The organism is Geodermatophilus telluris (genome assembly GCF_900102745.1).
Taxonomy (GTDB): Bacteria; Actinomycetota; Actinomycetes; order Mycobacteriales; family Geodermatophilaceae; genus Geodermatophilus; species Geodermatophilus telluris.
Genome location: NZ_FMZF01000001.1, coordinates 442,739 through 462,006 on the forward strand (window position 1 = coordinate 442,739; position 19,268 = coordinate 462,006).

Sequence of the window (19,268 nt, forward strand, 5' to 3'; positions counted from 1 at the left end):
CCCGGGAGCGCCCGGCGGTCAGCGTCCGCCGGCCTCCCCGAGGAAGGTCTCCAGCAGCTGCCGGGCGGCGAGCGCCGGGGTGAGCTCGCCGGCCAGCACCGCCTGCTCCAGCCCGGGTGCGGCGGCGCGGACGCCGGGGTGCTGGCGCAGCCGCTGCTCGAGCCCGTCGCGCACCAGCTGCCGGGTCCAGCGCACCTGCTGCGTGCGGCGGCGCTCGTCGAGGGCGCCCGAGGCGCGGGCGCGGTCCTGGTGCTCGACCAGCTTGCCCCACACGTCGGCCAGCCCCTCGCCGGTCAGCCCGGCGCAGGTGAGCACGGGTACGGTCCAGTCCTCGTCGTGGCCGCGCAGCATCCGGATCGCCCCGGCCAGCTCGCGCGCGGCCTTGCGCGCGTCGGCGGCGGCCGGCCCGTCGGCCTTGTTGACGGCGATGACGTCGGCGATCTCGAGGATGCCGCGCTTGATGCCCTGCAGCTGGTCGCCGGTGCGGGCCAGCGTGAGGAACAGGAACGAGTCGACCATCTCGGCGACGGTGACCTCCGACTGCCCCACGCCGACGGTCTCCACCAGCACGACGTCGTGGCCGGCCGCCTCGACGACGACCATCGACTCCCGCGTCGCCTGCGCCACCCCGCCGAGCGTCCCGGCGGTGGGCGCCGGCCGGATGAAGGCCCGCGGGTCCACCGACAGCCGGGCCATCCGGGTCTTGTCGCCGAGGATCGAGCCGCCCGAGCGGGCCGACGACGGGTCGACGGCGAGCACCGCGACCCGGTGGCCCCGCGCGGTGAGGTCCACCCCGAGCTGGTCGATGAACGTCGACTTGCCCACGCCGGGCACCCCGGAGATGCCCACCCGGCGGGCGCCGCCGGCGTGCGGGAGGAGCTCGACGAGCAGCTCCTGGGCCCGCTCGCGGTGGTCGGCGCGGCGCGACTCGACCAGCGTGATCGCGCGCGCCAGCGACCGCCGGTCGCCGCCGAGCACCCCCTCGACCAGGGCGGCGACGTCGACCATCAGTGTCCGAGGCGCGAGGACAGCGTCCGCAGCAGCTCCTGCGCCGCCTCGGCGATGACCGTGCCCGGCGGGAACACCGCGGCCGCACCCATCTCCCGCAGGGTCGGGACGTCGTCGGGCGGGATGACGCCGCCGACGACGACGAGCACGTCGTCGGCGCCGAGCTCGGCCAGCGCGTCGCGCAGCGCCGGCACCAGCGTGAGGTGGCCGGCGGCCAGCGACGAGACGCCGACGACGTGCACGTCGGCCTCCACCGCCTGCCGGGCGACCTCCTCCGGCGTCTGGAACAGGGGGCCGACGTCGACGTCGAAGCCGAGGTCGGCGAACGCGGTGGCGATCACCTTCTGGCCGCGGTCGTGGCCGTCCTGGCCCATCTTGGCGACCAGGATGCGGGGACGGCGCCCCTCGGCCTCCTCGAAGGCCTCGGCCAGCCGGCGGGTCTGCTCCAGCGGGCTGTCCTCCCCCGCCCGGCCCGACCCCAGTGCCTCCTCGCGGTACACACCCGAGATGGTGCGCACCTGGCCGGAGTGCCGCCCGTAGACCTCCTCCAGCGCGTCGGAGATCTCCCCGACCGTGGCCCGGGCCCGCGCGGCGTCGACGGCGAGCTTGAGCAGGTTCGCGTCGAGCGACGAGTCCCGCCGTCCCTCGGCCGCCGCCCGGGCGGCGTCGGTGAGCCGGCGCAGCGCGTCCCGGACGGCGGCGTCGTCCCGCGAGGCGCGGAGCTCGGCGAGCTTGGCCTTCTGCTGGGCGAGCACGTCGGCGTTGTCGACGCGCAGCACCTCGATCGCCTCGTCGGCCTCGACCCGGTACTTGTTGACGCCGATCACCGGCTGCCGGCCGGAGTCGATGCGGGCCTGGGTGCGGGCGGCGGCCTCCTCGATGCGCAGCTTCGGGATGCCGTCGTCGATGGCCTGCGCCATGCCGCCGTGCTCGGCGACCTCCTCGATGTGCGCCCACGCGCGGCGGGCCAGGTCGTAGGTCAGCCGCTCCACGTACGCCGATCCGCCCCAGGGGTCGATCACCCGCGTCGTCCCCGACTCCTGCTGCAGCAGCAGCTGGGTGTTGCGGGCGATCCGCGCCGAGAAGTCGCTGGGCAGCGCCAGCGCCTCGTCGAGGGCGTTGGTGTGCAGCGACTGGGTGTGCCCCTGGGTGGCGGCCATGGCCTCCAGGCAGGTGCGGACGACGTTGTTGTAGACGTCCTGCGCGGTCAGCGACCAGCCCGAGGTCTGCGAGTGGGTGCGCAGCGACAGCGACTTGTCCTTCGTCGCGCCGGCCTCGCGCATCAGCCGGGCCCACAGCAGCCGCGCCGCCCGGAGCTTGGCGACCTCCATGAAGAAGTTCATGCCGATCGCCCAGAAGAAGCTCAGCCGCGGCGCGAACACGTCGACGTCGAGGCCGGCGGCCTTGCCCGCGGCCACGTACTCCACCCCGTCGGCCAGCGTGTACGCCAGCTCCAGGTCGGCCGTCGCCCCGGCCTCCTGCATGTGGTAGCCGGAGATGGAGATCGAGTTGAACCGCGGCATCTCCTGCGAGGTGAACGCGAAGATGTCGCTGACGATCTGCATCGAGGGCTTCGGGGGGTAGATGTAGGTGTTGCGGACCATGAACTCCTTGAGGATGTCGTTCTGGATGGTCCCGGCCAGCTGCTTCGGCGCGACGCCCTGCTCCTCGGCGGCGAGCACGTAGAGCGCCAGCACCGGCAGCACCGCGCCGTTCATCGTCATCGAGACGGTCATCCGGTCCAGCGGGATGCCGTCGAAGAGCTGCCGCACGTCCAGGATCGAGTCGACCGCCACCCCGGCCATGCCGACGTCGCCGACGACCCGCGGGTGGTCGGAGTCGTAGCCGCGGTGGGTGGCCAGGTCGAAGGCGATCGACAGGCCCTTCTGCCCGGCGGCGAGGTTGCGCCGGTAGAAGGCGTTGGACTCCGCGGCGGTGGAGAAGCCCGCGTACTGGCGGACCGTCCACGGCTGCGTCGTGTACATCGTCGGGTAGGGCCCGCGCAGGAAGGGCGGCAGGCCCGGGTAGGTGCGCAGGAAGTCCAGGCCGGCGAGGTCGGCGGGGCCGGCCAGCGGCGGGACGGCGATACCCTCCGGGGTCTCCCAGGTCGCCTCCGCCACGCCGCGGCCGGTGGCCTCCTCGAACGCCGTGGCCCAGTCGCCGGCCGTGGCGTGCGCCGCCGGGCGGCCGAGCTCGACGCCGCCGAAGTCCGGGATCCCGCTCATGCCGTTGCTCCCAGCTGCTCGTGGACCGTCCTGAGCACGTCGAGCGCGTCGCACCCGGCGTACACGTACCCGTCGACGCCGTCCACCCCGAGCGACGGCTTGCCGGCCAGCCACACGGAGGTGGCCCCGGCGGCGCGGAGCTCCGCGGCGAGGGCGGCGGCCGACTCGGCGTAGTCGCCGTCGGTGCCGCAGATGCAGGCCACCGCGGTCCCGGCGTCGGCCAGCCCCGAGGCGCCGTCACCGGCGGGGGTCGCCAGGCCGCCGGCCTGGAACAGGTTGCCGGCGAAGGTGGCCCGCGCGGTGTGCCGGGCGACCGGCCCGAGGGTGGCCAGGTAGACCTGCGGCCGCGCGGGTGCGGCGTCGGCGCGGTCGCGCAGCTCCTCGTACTCCTGCGCCGCCCGCACGCGGGGCAGGCCGCCGGCGGGGTGCAGGTCGGCGGCCGGCTGCCGCTCGGGCAGCCTCTCGGTCAGGTTCGGGAACTCGCTGACGCCGGTGATCGCGTCGGCGCGGGTGGCCAGCCGCCTCGCGCGGGTGTCCCACGCGGCGGCCAGCCGGTCGCGCACCAGCCCGCTCGACAGCGCCGCGGCGAGCCCGCCGGCCCGCTCGACCTCGGTGAACCACGCCCACGCGGCCTGCGCGAGGTCCTCGGTGAGCGACTCGACGTACCAGGAGCCGCCGGCCGGGTCGAGGACGCGGGCCAGCGACCCCTCCTCGACCAGCAGGCTCTGGGTGTTGCGGGCGATCCGGCGGGAGAAGGCGTCGGGCAGGCCGAGCGCGGCGTCGAAGGGCTGCACGGTGACCGCGTCGGCCCCGCCCACGCCCGCGGCGAAGCAGGCCACCGTCGTCCGCAGCATGTTGACCCACGGGTCGCGCCGCGTGGTCATCACCGACGACGTCACCGCGTGCTGGCGCTGCGCGCGGGCCGCGGGCGAGGCGCCGCTGACCTCCCCCACCCGGTCCCACAGCCGGCGGGCGGCGCGCAGCGCCGCGATGGTCGTGAACTGGTCGGCGCTGGCCGAGTAGCGGAACTCCAGCCGGCCGAACGCGTCGTCCACCGGCAGGCCCGCGTCGGTGAGCGCGCGCAGGTAGGCGACCCCGGCGGCCAGGGAGCAGCCCAGCTCCTCGACGGCGGTGGCCCCGGCGTCGGCGTACACGGTCGCGTCGACGACGACGGTGCGCCAGCCCGCGGGGGTGCGGCCGGCGAGGTCGGCCAGGCCGGCGAGGTCCTGCTCCTCCCCCGACGCGGCGTGCACGCCGAGCGGGTCGAGGCCCAGCGAGCCGCCGGGTGCGAGGTCGGTGCGGTCGCCCACCAGCGCGAGCAGCGCCTCGGCCGCCGGGACCCCGCCGGAGACGGCGACCGGCGCGAGGTCGAGGTAGACGTCCGCGAGCACGTCGCCGAGCGCCTCGACCGGCACCGCGCCCTCGCCGAGCACCAGCCACAGCGAGGTGACGCCGTTCTCCAGGTCGGCGGTGACCGCCTCCCGCGTGACGGCGACGTCGGGGTGGGCGTGCCGCTGCCGGACGTCCCAGCCGGCGGGGGCCTCCCCCGGTGCTCCGGCGCGCGCCCCCCGGACGAAGGGCGCCCGGCCCGGGACGCCGACCGCCGTCGGCAGGTCGCCGGCGTCGTCGGCGTCGTAGAGCGGGGCGACGGTGACGCCGGTGGCCACCGTGCGGCGCAGCGCGTCCTCGACCGGGTCGGGCAGCTCCTCCCGGCCGGCCTTGCGCAGCACCCCGGCGACCAGCTCGCGCCAGGCGTCGCGGTCCACCGGCGGGAAGCCGCCGGCCAGGGAGAGCTCGTCGGGGACCGCGTGCTCGGCGGGGACCTCGTCCTCGCCCGGCGTGGCCGTGTGGGTGGCGCTCACGAGTCCTCCTCGCCGGCGCTCGCCGGCCGCGTTCGTGGCACTGCTCTGCCCAACCGTTCGCTCGCGAGCTCGCTCACCTCGGACTCCTCCCGGTAGGGGACCGTTCTACCGGCGTTCCCCCGGCCGCGGGCGGGCGGGGTGCCCCGGGGACGGCGCGCCGGCGGCCGGGCCGGTGGTCCCGGCGTCGGCGGCCAGGGCCTGCAGCGCGGCGCGGACCAGGAGCCGCAGCCCCACCCCGATCGCCCGCTCGTCGACGTCGAAGGTGCCGCGGTGCAGGTCCAGCGCCGCCCCGCCGCCGTGCGTGCCCAGCCGGGCCAGCGCGATCGGGACGACGTCGGCGAACCAGCCGAAGTCCTCCCCGCCCATGCTCTGCGGCGTCGGCCGCACCCCCTCGGGGCCCACGGTGGCCAGCGCCGCGGTGCGCAGCAGCGCCACGGTGCGCGGGTCGTTGACCACCGGCGGCACGCCGGGCACGTAGTCGACGTCGACGTCGGCGCCGGTGGGGGCGGTGACCTGCTCGACCAGCCGGCGCAGCAGCCCCTCGGCGCCCTTCCACTCGTCGCGGTCGAGGACCCGCACGGTGCCGCGCAGCAGGCCGCGCTGCGGGATGGCGTTGGCGGCCACCCCGGCGTTGACCGCGCCCCACACCAGCGACATGCCCGCCCGCGGGTCCACCTGCCGGGAGAGCAGGCCGGGCAGGTCGGTGATCAGGCGGCCCAGCGCGTCGACCAGGTCGACGGTCAGCTGCGGGCGCGCGGTGTGCCCGCCGGGGCCGGTGAGGGTGACGTCGAGCCGGTCGCAGGCCGCGGTGATCGAGCCGGTGCGCAGCCCCACCGCGCCCACGGGCGTGGCCGGGTCGCAGTGCAGCGCGAACGCGCGGGAGGCGCCCTCGAGCACCCCGGCCTCGACCACGTGCAGGGCGCCGCCGGGCACGGTCTCCTCGGCCGGCTGGAACACGCAGCGCACCGTGCCGGGCAGCCCGTCGAGGTCGGCCAGGGCCAGCGCGGCGCCGAGCACGACGGTGGTGTGCACGTCGTGGCCGCAGGCGTGGCACATGCCCTCGCGGGTGGAGGCGTAGGGGACGTCCTTGAGGTCGGCCAGCGGCAGCGCGTCGATGTCGGCGCGCAGCACGACGGTCGGCCCCTCCCCCGAGCCGACGTCGACCACCAGCCCGGTCCCGCCGGGCAGCCGCCGCGGCGCCAGCCCGCCCTCGGTGAGCTGCTGCTCGATGAACGCCGTCGTCTCCACCTCGGCGTAGGCCAGCTCCGGGTGGGCGTGCAGGTGCCGGCGGACGGCGACGAGCTCGTCGGCGCGGTCGGCCACCCACGCGTCCAGGCCGGCGGCCAGCTCCTCGGGGGTCCGGCTCATGCGGCGTGCCCGCCGGCGCAGGACGCCGGGCCGGGGACGGGTCCGTCGGGGCGGGTGGCCGGGCCGGTGTCCGGGAGGCCGTCGCGCATCTCGGCGAGCAGCCCGTCGACGACGGCGCGCAGGTCGCCGCCGGACCCCAGCGCCGCGGCGCGCTGCCGCTGGTAGGAGGCGCCGACGGCGAGCACCTTCTCCACCCCGGCCAGCTCGGTCTCGCAGCCCAGCCGCCGGGCGGTGGGGGTGAGGTCCTCGGCCAGGTCGAGGATCGCCTGCCGGACCGGCCGGACCGTGCCCTTCTCGTCGACGACCACGTCGGCGTCGAGGCCGTAGCGGGCGGCCCGCCACTTGTTCTCCCGGAGCACCCAGCTCGGCGGGGTGGGCAGGGTGTAGCCGCGGTCGAGCTGGGCGTCGAACTGCTCGACGAGGCACTGGGAGAAGGCCGCGACGACGCCCACCTCCTCGAGGGTGGGCAGGCCGTCGCAGATGCGCAGCTCCACCGTGCCGAAGCCCGGGTGCGGGCGGATGTCCCACCACACCTCGCGCACGCTCTCGATGGAGCCGGTGGAGATCAGCGTCTCCATGTAGGTCTCGAAACCCGACCAGTCGGGCAGCTGGGTGGGCAGCCCCGCCGTCGGCATGCCCTCGAAGACCTTGCTGCGCGCCGAGGCCAGGCCGGTGTCGCAGCCCACCCAGAACGGCGAGGACGCCGACAGCGCGAGGAAGTGCGGCACGTACTGGGTGAGCGCGTTGACGATCGGCATCGCCTTGTCCGGCGAGCGGACGCCGACGTGCACGTGGACGCCGAAGATCTGCAGCCGCCGGGCCAGCCACTGCATCCGCTCGACCAGCTGCAGGTAGCGCTCCTTGGGCGAGATGAGCTGGGTCTGCCAGTCGGTGAAGGGGTGGGTGCCCGCGCACAGCAGCCCCAGCCCGCGCCGGTCGGCGGCCGCGGCGACCTCGGCCACCGTGCCGGCGAGGTCGGCGGTGGCCTCCTCGACCGTGGTGCAGACCCCGGTGATGACCTCGACGGTCGACTGCAGCAGCTCGTGCTTGGCCTTGGGGTGCTCCTCGGCACCCTCGGGGCAGATCTCGGCGAGGATCTCCGTCGCGCCCGCGGTGAGCTCCCGGCTCTGCCGGTCGACGAGCTGCAGCTCCCACTCGACGCCCAGGCTGGACCGCTCGGAGGAGGAGAACGGGATCTGCACGCGATGAGGATAGGGACGACGGCGGTCCCGTGCCGGGTCATCGTGACCGGACCGCGGCCGGACCCGCCGGCCCGCCTCAGTCCACGTCGGTGCACGTCGCCGCGTAGGGGCGCCCGGGCAGGTAGCGGTCCCACTCGGCGCGCGTCAGGTCCCGCGCCGCGACCTCGCACGCCGCGCGCAGCCAGGCCGACGGGTCCGTGGGGTAGCGCATGACCAGCTCCCGGTCGCTGAAGAACACGAGGTCGTCGGTCGGGTCGAGCACCCGCCGCACCGTGCGGCGGGGGCGGGGCGCGTCCGGGACCCCGTCCCACCGCCTCCGGGCGGCGGGCGGTGGGGCGGCCCCGCGCGGTGCCGGCGTCAGCCGGCGGGGACGGTGTCCGGCTCCGCTGCTCGCGGCCGCGGGAGCACGACGGCGGCCGGCACGCGGCCCGTGACCGCGGCGACGGCGCGGCGCCCGTAGAGGTCGGGGTGGACGCGGACGCCGCACAGGTCGCGGCCGACGACCGAGACGCCCCGGCCGTCCTCGGTGGGCACCACGGCCTCGACCCGCGCCCACGGGATGCCGTGCACGTCGCCGTCGGCGTCGGTGTGCGCGAGGCCGTCGTCGGAGACGACCAGCGCCACCCGCGCCGCCGGGTCGAGCAGCCGCCGCAGCAGGCGCGGGCGGAACACCGTGCCGGCCGGCAGCTCCGGGAGGGTGCCGCACAGCGGGCGGCGGGGGACGCCGGCCGGGCCGTCCCAGGAGGCGGTGTCGGGCACGGCGAGCACCGCGGTCGGCTCGGTCCCGCGCAGCGCCGCCGTCACCGCGGCCGGGGTGACCGCGCGCCAGGCGGCGAGGGTGTCGGCGGCGGCGCGGAACGGCAGCCCCACCGCGGCGCAGTACGCCGCGTCGGCGAGCTCGGTGCCGGCGGCGTCCTCGTCGTCGTGCTCGGCCTCCAGCCCGGCGACGGCGTGCGCCACCTCCTCCGGCGTCGGGCCGTCGGCGCACAGCTGCGCGAAGGTCCGCCACAGCAGGTCGGCCACCTCGCCGTCGCGGCCGGTCCGGGCGTCGACCACGACGGCGACCTCCCGCCGGTCGGCGGCCAGGTCGAGGGTCAGCGAGTCGACGGCGTAGCTGAGGCCGGAGGCGTGCCGGGCGCGCTCGCGGACCCGCTCCTCGAGCACGCCGACGCCGACGGCCAGCGCCGCGTCGCCGGGTGCGGCGGTGGCCAGCAGCAGCCCGACGCCGGGTGCGTCGGTGCGGGTCCACACCGGCCCGTCCTGGGGCCGCGGCACCGGCACGTGGCGCACCGGCCGCGGACCGGCGGGCAGCGGCAGCCGCAGCCCCTCGGGCAGCGGGCCGTGGCACCACACCGCCGCGTTGCCGCGGACGAACCAGCGCGCGGCGTGCGCCCGCACGGTCTCCTCGTCCAGGTGCTCGGGCCCCGGGCCGGCCGAGACGGTGAGCCCGGGGCCGGTCAGCCCGTAGCGGGCCGCCCACAGCGCGCTGACCGTCGAGGAGCCGGTGCCGCAGCCCTCGGCCTGCAGCACGCCGGCCTCGGCGGCCAGCCGCCCGGTGGGCAGGTCGGCCAGGGCCCGGCAGACGCCCTCGAGGAAGGCGCCGACCGCCTCGGGCCGCCCGGTGGCGAAGAAGGCGGTGCTGTCCACGTCGGTGACCGCGTTGCAGCGCAGGTGGGTGCGCGGCAGCGCGGCCATCGCCAGGTGCTCGACGAGGTGGGTCACCTCGATCGTCGCGAACGTCTCGTCGCGCAGGCCGACGCCGAAGACCAGGGCCGCCGTGGTCCGCTGCCGGCCCCCGGCGGTGAACACCGGCACGCCGTCGATCCGCGTTCGCTGCACGCCGGCCATCGTCGGTGCCCGGCACCGCCCGGCCGCGGGCCGACACGCGCACCGGGGCGACTGGGACGGGTGGGTCGCGGGGACCGGCGTCGCCGCCGCGGCGCTGGGTCAGCTCCACCGCGGCGCTGGGTCAGCACCGCCGCGGGGCTGGGTTAGCTTCTGCGGGTGAGCGCACCCGACACCGCGGCCACCGCCGACGCCACCGCCGACGCCACCGCCGCCGCTGCCGCGACCGCCCTGACCGAGGCGCTGGGCGGCGGGCACGACGTCGCCGTCGTCATGGGCTCGGGCTGGGCGCCCGCGGCCGACGCCTTCGGCGAGCCCGCCGCCACCGTGCGGATCGCCGAGCTGCCCGGCTTCGCCGCCCCGACCGCGGTCGGCCACGGCGGCGAGGTCCGCTCGGTGCGCGCCGGCGAGCGCAGGGTGCTGCTCTTCCTCGGGCGCACCCACCTCTACGAGGGCCGCGGCGTCGAGCCGGTCGTGCACGGCGTGCGCACCGCGGCCGCCGCCGGGGTGCGCACCGTGGTCCTGACCAACGCCGCCGGGGGCCTGGACCCGCAGCACCGCGTGGGCCAGGCGGTGCTGATCAGCGACCACCTCAACCTGACCGCCCGCTCCCCGCTGGTCGGCGCCACGTTCGTCGACCTCACCGACCTGTACTCGGCGCGGCTGCGGGCACTGGCCCGCGAGCTGGACCCGGAGCTGACCGAGGGCGTGTACGCGGCCCTGCCCGGACCGCACTACGAGACGCCCGCGGAGATCCGCATGCTCCGGACGCTGGGCGCCGACCTCGTCGGCATGTCCACCGCCCTGGAGGCGATCGCCGCCCGCGCCGCCGGGCTGGAGGTGCTCGGCCTGTCGCTGGTCACCAACGCCGCGGCCGGCATCACCGGCGAGGAGCTCGACCACCAGGAGGTGCTCGCCGCGGGGAAGGCGGCGGCGGGCCGGCTCGGGCAGACCCTCGTCGAGCTGATCGGGCGCCTGCCGTGAGCGGACCGGTCCTGCTGACCGGCGCGGCGGGGCGGATCGGGACGGTGCTGCGCCAGGGGCTGCCCGAGCGGGGCTGGCCGGTGCGCAGCCTCGACGTCGTCGAGCTGCCCGAGCCGCGGCCGGGTGAGGAGACCGTGGTCGCCGACGTCACCGACCTCGCCGCGGTGACCGCCGCGACCGAGGGCGCCGCGGCCGTCGTCCACCTGGCCGGCGTCTCGGGCGAGTCCACCTGGGCGGCGGTGTCCCACGCCAACATCCAGGGCACCTGGACGGTCCTGGAGGCCGCCCGGCACAGCGGCGTCCGCCGGGTCGTGCTGGCCAGCAGCAACCACGCCACCGGCTTCACCGGGCGCCCGGCGTCGGGCCCGCTCGGCGAGCACGACGGCCCGTCGCGGCCGGACACCCACTACGGCGTCTCGAAGGTGGCGGTGGAGGCGCTGGGCTCCCTCTACGCCGACCGCTACGGCCTCGACGTCGTCTGCCTGCGCATCGGCACCCAGGCCCCCGAGCCGCCGACGACCCGCGCGCTGGCCACCTGGCTGTCCCCGCGCGACGCCGTCGCCCTGGTCGACGCCGCGCTGCGCGCCCCCTCCCCCGGCTTCCGGGTGGTGTGGGGCGTCTCGGCCAACACCCGCGGCTGGTGGGACCTCACCGCCGCCCGCGAACTGGGCTACGAGCCCCAGGACGACGCCGAGCCGTTCGCCGCCGCGCTGGTGGAGGCGCACGGCGAGCCCGACCCGGCCGACCCGGTGCACGCGCGGGTCGGCGGGGAGTTCACCCTGCCCGCGTACGACGCCGAGGAGGTCGCCCCGTGAGCGTCCTGGACGCCGCCCGCGCCTGGGCCGCGGCCGACCCGCACCCCGGTGACCGCGCCGAGGTCGAGGCGCTGGTCGCGGCCGGGGACACCGCCGAGCTCGGCCGCCGCTTCGCCGGCCCGCTGACCTTCGGCACCGCCGGGCTGCGCGGCCCGCTGCGCGCCGGGCCGGCCGGGATGAACGCCGCCGTCGTCACCCGGGCGGCCGCCGGGCTGGGCGTCTGGCTCGCCCGCGCCGGCCACGAGGGGGGCGGCGTGGTCGTCGGGTTCGACGCCCGCCACCGCTCGGACGAGTTCGCGCGGGTCACCGCCGCGGTGCTGTCCGCGGCCGGGTTCACCGTCTCGGTGCTGCCGCGGCCGCTGCCCACCCCGGTGCTCTCCTTCGCCGTCCGGCACCTCGGCTGCGCGGCCGGCGTGATGGTCACCGCCAGCCACAACCCGCCGCAGGACAACGGTTACAAGGTCTACCTCGCCGACGGCGCGCAGCTGGTGCCGCCGGCCGACCGCGAGATCGAGGACGCGATCGCCGCCGTCGGCCCGGCGCGGGAGGTCCCGGCGTCCGACGACTGGACCACCCTGGGCGACGACGTCGAGGCCGACTACGTGGCCGCCGTCGTCGCGGCCCTGGCGCCGGAGCGGGTGCCCGGCCGCGACCGCCTCGTCGTCGCCTACACCGCGATGCACGGGGTCGGGGCGGCCACGACGCGGGCGGTGTTCGCCGCCGCCGGGCTCGCGCCGCCGGTCAGCGTGCCCGAGCAGGACGTCCCCGACCCGGCGTTCCCGACCGTCGCCTTCCCCAACCCGGAGGAGCCCGGCGCGGTCGACCTGCTGCTCGCCCTGGCCGAGCGGACCGGCGCGGCCGTCGCCATCGCCGAGGACCCCGACGCCGACCGCTGCTCGGTGGTCTGCGACGGCCGCCAGCTCACCGGCGACGAGGTGGGCGCCCTGCTGGCCGACTGGCTGCTGCGCCGCGGGGTGCGCGGCACCTACGCGGCCTCGCTGGTCAGCGGCTCGCTGCTGTCCGCGCTCACGCAGGCGCACGGCGTCCGGTTCGCCGAGACGCCCACCGGGTTCAAGTGGATCATCCGGGCCGGCACCGACGCCGAGCCGCTGGTGTTCGGCTACGAGGAGGCGCTGGGCTACGCGGTGACGCCGGGCGTCGCGCGGGACAAGGACGGCATCTCCGCGGCGCTCGCCGTCGCGCTGCTCGCCGCGGAGCTGCAGGCGACCGGGCGCACGCTGGTCGACCGGCTCGACGAGCTCGCCGTCGAGCACGGGCTGTTCGCCACCGGCCAGCTCTCGGTCCGGGTGGAGGACCTCTCGCTGATCTCCGACGCCATGGCCCGGCTGCGCGCGGCGCCGCCGGCCCGGCTGCTGGGCCGCGAGGTCACCGCCGCCGACCTGCTGCACGAGGAGCCGCCGGTCGACGCCGTCCGGCTGCTCGGCGACGGCGTCCGGGTGGTGGTGCGGCCCAGCGGCACCGAACCCAAGCTCAAGGCCTACCTGGAGACCGTCGTCCCCGTGCACGACGACGCCGGGGTGATCGCCGCCCGCGGCCGCGGCCTCGACGAGCTCGACCAGCTGCGCGGCGAGATGGCGCACGCGCTGGGGTTGTAGACCGTGGACGTGCGGGCGCTGGTGTTCGACGTCTTCGGGACCGTCGTCGACTGGCGCGGCGGGGTCGCCCGCGAGGCGGCCCGGCTGCTCGGCCCGGACGTCGACGCGGCCGCGTTCGCCGACGCCTGGCGGGCCCGCTACGTCCCCTCGATGCAGCGGGTGCGCTCCGGCGAGCGGCCGTGGGTGGTGCTCGACGCGCTGCACCGCGAGTCGCTGCCGGCGGCGCTGGCCGAGGTCGGGGTGGCCGGCGTCCCCGACGACGTCGCCGACGAGCTGGTGCTGGCCTGGCACCGGCTCGACCCGTGGCCCGACGTCGTCCCGGGGCTGACCCGGCTGCGGCGGTCCCACCTGCTGGCGCCGCTGTCCAACGGCGGGGTGCGGCTGTCGGTCGACCTGGCGCGCCGCGGCGGGCTGCCGTGGGACGCGGTGCTGGGCGCCGAGGTGGCCGGCCACTACAAGCCCGACCCCGAGGTCTACGACTCCGCGCCGCGGCTGCTGGACCTGCCGCCGCCGGCGGTGTGCATGGTGGCCGCCCACGACGACGACCTCGCCGCCGCCCGCGCGCGGGGGCTGCGGACGGCCTACGTGCACCGGCCCGGCGAGTTCGGCGGCCGCGTGGTGCCGCCGGCCACCGACCCCGGCGCCGACCTCAGCGTCGGCTCCCTCGAGGAGCTCGCGACCGCCCTCGGCTGCTGAGCCACTCGAGGGTCCAGCCCTCCCCCACCGGCAGCGCCCGCCAGCGCCGGGCGGCGTCGGTGAGCGCGGCCGACGCGGCGGCCAGCCGGTCGGGTGGCAGGCCCAGTGCGGCCGCCTCGCCGGGCAGCGCGTCGGCCCCGCGGGCACGGCGGCTCACCAGGTCGGCCAGGCCCTCGGCCCGCGCGATCGCCGCCGCCCGCTCCCGCTTGAGCCGCGCCGACCGCTCGGCGGCGTGCGGGGGCTGCCGGCCGCTGACGTGCCGCATGCTGCCCCAGACGACGCCGTCGGCCACGCAGCCCCAGATGCCGTCGGTCACCCGCAGCTCGGTCTCCACCAGGGCGTGCACCAGGTCGTGCGGCAGGTCGGCGCCGCCGCCGGCACCGCGCATCGCGAACACCACGCCGTCGTCGCGCTCGACCCGGGTCTCCACCGGGCGCCGGTCGGCCAGCCGGGGGAAGGTCATCCGCACCTCCCCAGCGTCGCCGACCGCGTCAACCGGGTTCCCCGGCGGCGAGTGGTCGGTCGTCGCCGCTCGCCGCGGCGGGTCCGCGCGGGTCGGCGGCAACGACTGCGCTCTCGGCGCCACGGGTCACCAGTGGGTGCTGCGGTCGATCCGGCCGCGGCGCAGGAAGCAGGCGTTCAGCTCAGGCCGGGACCGGCTCCCGGCAGCCGGTCCGCAGGGCCCGCGCGGCGGCCGCCAGCACGACGACCACGTCCCGGGCGAAGCCGGCGTCGAGCGGGTGGGTGCCGCCGGTCACCGCCGCCTGCACGAGGTCGGTCACCGCCACCCGGGCCGCGGCCAGGACGGCCTCGGGCTCCCGCTCGGGCAGCAGCACCAGCCGGCCGGCGTCGCCGTGCACCGACACCTCCACCCCGCCGGCCAGCTCGGCGACGGTCGAGGACACGGTCACCGTGCTGGCCGCCCCGGACGCGTGCTGCAGCACCAGGTGCACGGTGTCGCCCCGGCCGGCGCCGGCCTGCACCGAGACGACGGGACCCAGCGCCGGCACCAGCAGCCCGAGGGCGTGCGGGCCGACGTCCCACAGCGCGCCGTGCTCGCGCCGCCAGGGCGTGTCGAACGGGCTGCCCGCCAGCGACCCCAGCCAGCTCACCGCCCCGCCGGCGAGCCGGCCCCGCGCGGCCTGCGCCAGCCAGGTCGCCGTCTCCGGGCGGAACCGGTCGGTGAACAGCACCACCGAGGCCACGCCGGCGTCCCGGACGGCGCCGGCCACCCGGTCGGCGTCGGGGACGGTGAGCGCCAGCGGCTTCTCCAGCAGCAGGTGCCGCCCCGCCTCCGCGGCGCGGACGGCGAGCCCGGGCTGCACGTCGGGCGGCACCGCGATCGAGACGGCCTCGACGTCGGCCAGCAGCGCGTCGAGGTCGTCGGTGCCCGGCACCTCGAACTCCGCGCCCGCCTCGGCCGCCCGGGCGGCGTCGCGGCCCCAGACGCCGGCCAGCTCGGCGTCGGGGTGGTCGGCCAGGGTGGCCGCGTGGACGCGGCGGGCCCAGAAACCGGTGCCGAGGACGGCGAAGCGCACCGTCAGACCGCGCCGAACTGGCGGTCGCCGGCGTCCCCGAGTCCCGGGACGATGTAGGCCTTGTCGTCGAGCCCCTCGTCGACGCTGGCGGTGAAGACCCGCAGCGGCAGGCCGCTGTGCTCCAGCCGCTCGAGACCGGCCGGGGCGGCGAGCGCGCACAGCACGGTGATCTCGGTGGCGCCGCGGTCGGTGAGCAGCGTGCAGCAGTGGACCAGCGAGCCGCCGGTGGCCAGCATCGGGTCGAGGACGAAGACGTGCCGGCCCACCAGCGACTCCGGCAGCGAGGCCATGTACGCCTCGGGCTGGAAGGTCTCCTCGTTGCGGGCCAGGCCGACGAAGCCCATCTGCGACTCCGGCAGCATCCCGTGCGCGGTGTCGGCCATGCCCAGGCCCGCGCGCAGCACCGGCACGATCAGCGGCGGGGCGGCCAGCCGGTAGCCCGTCGTCGTGGTCACCGGCGTGGTGATCGACTCCTCGGCCACCGCCAGGTCGCGGGTGGCCTCGTAGACCAGCATCTGGGTGAGCTCGCGCAGCGCCGCCCGGAACGCGGCGTTGTCGGTCCGCTGGTCGCGCATCCGCGACAGTCGGGCACGGGCCAGCGGGTGGTCGACGACGGTCAGCTGCACGGGCGCCACCGTAGCGGCCCGCTCGCCCGGGGCTGCCCGCGCTGACCGGCCGCGGGCCACCCCTGCGAGCGACCGCGGTCCGGGACGACGGTCCCCACTGGGAGGATGGCCGCATGACCCACGTGCTCGACCCCGGGACGCTGGCGGCCGGGACCCGGCCCGGCCCGGGGCCCGGGACGGCGTTCGACGACGTGACCCGCTCCGACGCCGCCCTCCGCGCCTTCCTGCACGGCCTGCCCGGCGTCGACCAGGTGGGTGCCGAGCAGCGCGCCGCCACCCTCGGCACCCGCTCGATCAAGACCACCGCCAAGGCCTGGGCGATCGACACCGCGATCTCGATGGTCGACCTGACCACCCTCGAGGGCGCCGACACCCCGGGCAGGGTCCGCTCCCTGGCCGCCAAGGCCCGCCGTCCCGACCCGACCGACCCCACCGCCCCCTCGGTGGCCGCGGTCTGCGTCTACGGCGACCTCGCCGGCGTCGCCAAGGAGGCGCTCGCGGACACCGGCATCCACGTCGCCGCCGTCGCCACCGCCTTCCCCAGCGGCCGGGCGAGCCGGGAGGTCAAGCTCGCCGACGTCCGCGACGCCGTCGCCAACGGCGCCGACGAGATCGACATGGTCATCGACCGCGGCGCGTTCCTCGCCGGCCGCTACCTCGAGGTGTTCGAGGAGGTCGTGGCGGTGAAGGAGGCGTGCACCCGGCCTGACGGCACCGGCTCCGCCCACCTCAAGGTCATCCTCGAGACCGGCGAGCTGGTCACCTACGACAACGCCCGCCGCGCCTCCTGGCTGGCGATGCTCGCCGGCGCCGACTTCATCAAGACCTCCACCGGCAAGGTCTCCCCGGCCGCCACGCTGCCGGTGTGCCTGGTGATGCTCGAGGCGGTCCGCGACTTCCGCGCCGCCACCGGCACCCAGGTCGGCGTCAAGCCGGCCGGCGGGATCCGCACCACCAAGGACGCCGTCAAGCACCTGGTGCTGGTCAACGAGACCGTCGGCGCCGACTGGCTCTCGCCCGACTGGTTCCGCCTCGGCGCCTCGAGCCTCCTCAACGACCTGCTCCTGCAGCGGCAGAAGCTGCGCACCGGCCACTACTCCGGCCCCGACCACGTGAGCGTCGACTGATGACCACCAGCCCCCTGTTCGAGTACGCCCCCGCGCCCGAGTCGCGCTCGATCGTCGACGTCCGGCCCTCCTACGGGCTGTTCGTCGACGGCGAGTTCGTCGACGGCTCCGGCGAGACGATGAAGACGGTCAACCCGGCCACCGAGGAGGTGCTCAGCGAGGTCGCGGTGGGCACCGAGGCCGACGTCGACCGCGCGGTGCGGGCCGCCCGCCGGGCGTTCACCCGCGTGTGGGGGCCGATGCGCCCGGCCGACCGCGGCAAGTACCTGTTCCGGATCGCGCGGATCCTGCAGGAGCGGGCGCGGGAGTTCGCCGTGCTGGAGTCGCTGGACAACGGCAAGCCGATCCGCGAGTCCCGCGACGTCGACGTGCCCCTGGCCGCGGCGCACTTCTTCTCCCACGCCGGCTGGGCCGACAAGCTCGCCCACGCGGGCCTGGGCCCGGACCCGCGGCCGCACGGGGTGGCCGGGCAGGTCATCCCGTGGAACTTCCCGCTGCTGATGCTGGCGTGGAAGGTCGCCCCCGCGCTGGCCACCGGCAACACCGTCGTCCTCAAGCCGGCCGAGACCACCCCGCTGACCGCGCTGCTGTTCGCCGAGGTGTGCCGGCAGGCCGACCTGCCGCCGGGCGTGGTGAACGTCGTGACCGGGGCCGGCGACACCGGGCGGGCCGTGGTGGAGCACGCCGACGTCGACAAGGTCGCCTTCACCGGTTCCACCGAGGTGGGCCGCTCGATCGCCCGCGCCGTCGCCGGCACCCGCAAGGTGCTGACCCTGGAGCTCGGCGGCAAGGCGGCCAACATCGTCTTCGACGACGCCCCGATCGACCAGGCCGTCGAGGGCATCGTGCGCGGCATCTTCTTCAACCAGGGCCACGTGTGCTGCGCGGGCTCCCGGCTGCTGGTGCAGGAGTCGGTCCACGACGAGGTGATCGCCTCGCTGCAGCGGCGGATCGGCACGCTGCGGGTGGGCGACCCGCTGGACAAGAACACCGACGTCGGCGCGATCAACTCCGCCGAGCAGCTCGCCCGCATCCGGGAGCTGTCCGAGATCGGCGAGGCCGAGGGCGCGCACCGGTGGCAGCCGGCCTGCGACCTGCCCGACCGCGGCTTCTGGTTCCCGCCGACGGTGTTCACCGACGTCTCCCCCGCCCACCGGATCGCCCGCGACGAGGTCTTCGGCCCGGTGCTGTCGGTGCTCACCTTCCGCACCCCCGACGAGGCGGTGGCCAAGGCGAACAACACCACCTACGGGCTGTCGGCCGGCATCTGGACCGAGAAGGGCTCGCGGATCCTCGCGATCGCCGACCGGCTCCGCGCCGGTGTGGTGTGGGCCAACACCTTCAACCAGTTCGACCCGACGTCGCCCTTCGGCGGCTACAAGCAGTCCGGCTACGGCCGGGAGGGCGGCCGGCAGGGGCTGGCCGCCTACCTGAGGGGGGCTTCCTGATGTCGGACCGCCTGGCCGTCCGCAAGACGTTCAAGCTCTACCTGGGCGGGGCGTTCCCGCGCTCGGAGTCCGGCCGCACCTACGCGGTCACCGACGCGCGCGGCGTGTTCCTCGCCAACGCCGCGTGGGCCTCCCGCAAGGACGCCCGCGACGCCGTCGTCGCCGCCCGTGGCGCCTTCGGGACGTGGTCGGGCGCCACCGCCTACAACCGCGGCCAGGTCCTCTACCGGGTCGCCGAGGTGATGGAGGGCCGGCACGCGCAGTTCTGCGAGGAGGTGGCCGCCGGCGAGGGGCTGTCGGCCGGCCGCGCCCGCGCCGTCGTCGACGCCGCCGTCGACCGGTGGGTCTGGTACGCCGGCTGGACCGACAAGCTGGCGTCGGTGCTGGGCAGCGCCAACCCGGTCGCCGGGCCGTTCTTCGGCTTCTCCACACCCGAGCCGACCGGCGTGGTCGCCGTCCTGGCACCGCAGCGGTCGTCGCTGCTCGGGCTGGTCAGCGTGCTGGCCCCGGTGCTCGCCTGCGGCAACACCGCCGTCGTCGTCACCTCGCGGGACCGGCCACTGCCGGCGGTGACGCTCGGCGAGGTGCTGGCCACCAGCGACGTCCCCGGCGGGGTGGTCAACCTGCTCACGGGCGACGCCGGCGAGATCGGCCCCTGGCTGGCCGAGCACGACGACGTCGACGCGATCGACCTGACCGGCGCCCCGCCGGCGCAGGCGATGGAGCTCGAGCGGCTGGCGGCCGGCAGCATCAAGCGGGTGCTGCGCCCGCCGGCCGAGGAGCCGGACTGGAGCGCCGACCCGGGGCTGTCCCGCATGACCCCGTTCCTCGAGACCAAGACGGTGTGGCACCCGAAGGGCGTCTGATCCCCCGGGTGCGGTCCGGAGCGGACCCGGCAGGATGGGCTC

The 19,268-nt window shown here is 76.8% G+C and carries 17 protein-coding genes; 7 read left to right on the plus strand and 10 right to left on the minus strand.

Translation table 11 applies throughout. The annotated features are described in order from the left end of the window. Positions 1 to 18: 18 nt before the first annotated feature. The 7 genes from meaB to BLQ97_RS02105 all read right to left on the minus strand — a co-directional run bounded on the left by meaB (position 19) and on the right by BLQ97_RS02105 (position 9,504). A complete protein-coding gene (meaB, locus tag BLQ97_RS02075; RefSeq protein WP_091362777.1) occupies positions 19 to 1,008 on the minus strand; it encodes a methylmalonyl Co-A mutase-associated GTPase MeaB in 990 nt (329 codons plus the stop codon). Next, positions 1,008 to 3,233, minus strand: a complete 2,226-nt coding sequence (scpA, locus tag BLQ97_RS02080; RefSeq protein WP_091362778.1) for a methylmalonyl-CoA mutase — start codon at positions 3,231 to 3,233, stop codon at positions 1,008 to 1,010. The genes meaB and scpA overlap by 1 nt, the downstream gene beginning before the upstream one ends. Then, a complete protein-coding gene (locus BLQ97_RS02085) occupies positions 3,230 to 5,095 on the minus strand; it encodes a methylmalonyl-CoA mutase subunit beta (RefSeq protein WP_091362780.1) in 1,866 nt (621 codons plus the stop codon). The genes scpA and BLQ97_RS02085 overlap by 4 nt, the downstream gene beginning before the upstream one ends. A 105-nt stretch (positions 5,096 to 5,200) precedes the next feature. Next, positions 5,201 to 6,463, minus strand: coding sequence for an amidohydrolase (locus tag BLQ97_RS02090; RefSeq protein ID WP_091362782.1), 1,263 nt, complete (start codon positions 6,461 to 6,463; stop codon positions 5,201 to 5,203). Then, positions 6,460 to 7,665, minus strand: a complete 1,206-nt coding sequence (locus BLQ97_RS02095; RefSeq protein WP_091362784.1) for a glutamate--cysteine ligase — start codon at positions 7,663 to 7,665, stop codon at positions 6,460 to 6,462. The genes BLQ97_RS02090 and BLQ97_RS02095 overlap by 4 nt, the downstream gene beginning before the upstream one ends. A 76-nt stretch (positions 7,666 to 7,741) precedes the next feature. Beyond that, positions 7,742 to 7,927 (minus strand): hypothetical protein, encoded by a 186-nt coding sequence (locus tag BLQ97_RS02100; protein WP_139173419.1) that lies wholly within the window; start codon positions 7,925 to 7,927, stop codon positions 7,742 to 7,744. A gap of 95 nt (positions 7,928 to 8,022) precedes the next feature. Beyond that, positions 8,023 to 9,504 carry an insulinase family protein gene (locus tag BLQ97_RS02105; RefSeq protein WP_139173420.1) on the minus strand — a complete coding sequence of 494 codons (1,482 nt, stop codon included), beginning with the start codon at positions 9,502 to 9,504 and terminating at the stop codon, positions 8,023 to 8,025. 165 nt (positions 9,505 to 9,669) lie between these two features. On the opposite strand from BLQ97_RS02105, the gene BLQ97_RS02110 reads away from it, so the two are divergent. From BLQ97_RS02110 to BLQ97_RS02125, 4 genes are read left to right on the plus strand one after another with little or no spacing between them, the layout of a single operon-like run. Next, a complete protein-coding gene (locus tag BLQ97_RS02110) occupies positions 9,670 to 10,494 on the plus strand; it encodes a purine-nucleoside phosphorylase (protein ID WP_091362790.1) in 825 nt (274 codons plus the stop codon). Continuing rightward, positions 10,491 to 11,309 (plus strand): NAD-dependent epimerase/dehydratase family protein, encoded by an 819-nt coding sequence (locus BLQ97_RS02115; RefSeq protein WP_091362792.1) that lies wholly within the window; start codon positions 10,491 to 10,493, stop codon positions 11,307 to 11,309. Before BLQ97_RS02110 ends, BLQ97_RS02115 begins: the two co-directional genes overlap by 4 nt. Further along, positions 11,306 to 12,925, plus strand: coding sequence for a phospho-sugar mutase (locus BLQ97_RS02120; protein ID WP_091362794.1), 1,620 nt, complete (start codon positions 11,306 to 11,308; stop codon positions 12,923 to 12,925). Before BLQ97_RS02115 ends, BLQ97_RS02120 begins: the two co-directional genes overlap by 4 nt. 3 nt (positions 12,926 to 12,928) lie before the next feature. Continuing rightward, positions 12,929 to 13,621, plus strand: coding sequence for a haloacid dehalogenase type II (locus BLQ97_RS02125; protein ID WP_091362796.1), 693 nt, complete (start codon positions 12,929 to 12,931; stop codon positions 13,619 to 13,621). On the opposite strand, the gene BLQ97_RS02130 is transcribed toward BLQ97_RS02125, so the two are convergent. The 3 genes from BLQ97_RS02130 to upp all read right to left on the minus strand — a co-directional run bounded on the left by BLQ97_RS02130 (position 13,575) and on the right by upp (position 15,785). Next, the gene (locus BLQ97_RS02130; RefSeq protein WP_091362798.1) at positions 13,575 to 14,084 is read right to left on the minus strand and encodes a hypothetical protein; all 510 of its coding nucleotides are present in this window, start codon (positions 14,082 to 14,084) and stop codon (positions 13,575 to 13,577) included. The genes BLQ97_RS02125 and BLQ97_RS02130 overlap by 47 nt on opposite strands. 181 nt (positions 14,085 to 14,265) lie before the next feature. Further along, the gene (locus BLQ97_RS02135; protein WP_091362799.1) at positions 14,266 to 15,159 is read right to left on the minus strand and encodes a Gfo/Idh/MocA family protein; all 894 of its coding nucleotides are present in this window, start codon (positions 15,157 to 15,159) and stop codon (positions 14,266 to 14,268) included. A 2-nt stretch (positions 15,160 to 15,161) separates the two neighbouring features. After that, complete coding sequence (gene upp, locus BLQ97_RS02140; RefSeq protein ID WP_091363821.1) at positions 15,162 to 15,785, minus strand: uracil phosphoribosyltransferase; 624 nt, start codon at positions 15,783 to 15,785, stop codon at positions 15,162 to 15,164. Between the two features lie 113 nt (positions 15,786 to 15,898). Between upp and deoC the strand changes: the two genes are divergently transcribed. The 3 genes from deoC to BLQ97_RS02155 are packed head-to-tail and all read left to right on the plus strand — an operon-like array spanning position 15,899 to position 19,226. Further along, positions 15,899 to 16,912 (plus strand): deoxyribose-phosphate aldolase, encoded by a 1,014-nt coding sequence (gene deoC / locus BLQ97_RS02145; protein WP_091362801.1) that lies wholly within the window; start codon positions 15,899 to 15,901, stop codon positions 16,910 to 16,912. Beyond that, complete coding sequence (locus BLQ97_RS02150; protein WP_217637010.1) at positions 16,912 to 18,360, plus strand: aldehyde dehydrogenase family protein; 1,449 nt, start codon at positions 16,912 to 16,914, stop codon at positions 18,358 to 18,360. The genes deoC and BLQ97_RS02150 overlap by 1 nt, the downstream gene beginning before the upstream one ends. After that, on the plus strand, positions 18,360 to 19,226 hold the full coding sequence (locus tag BLQ97_RS02155; protein WP_091362803.1) for an aldehyde dehydrogenase family protein: 867 nt from the start codon (positions 18,360 to 18,362) through the stop codon (positions 19,224 to 19,226). The genes BLQ97_RS02150 and BLQ97_RS02155 overlap by 1 nt, the downstream gene beginning before the upstream one ends. Positions 19,227 to 19,268 lie beyond the last annotated feature (42 nt).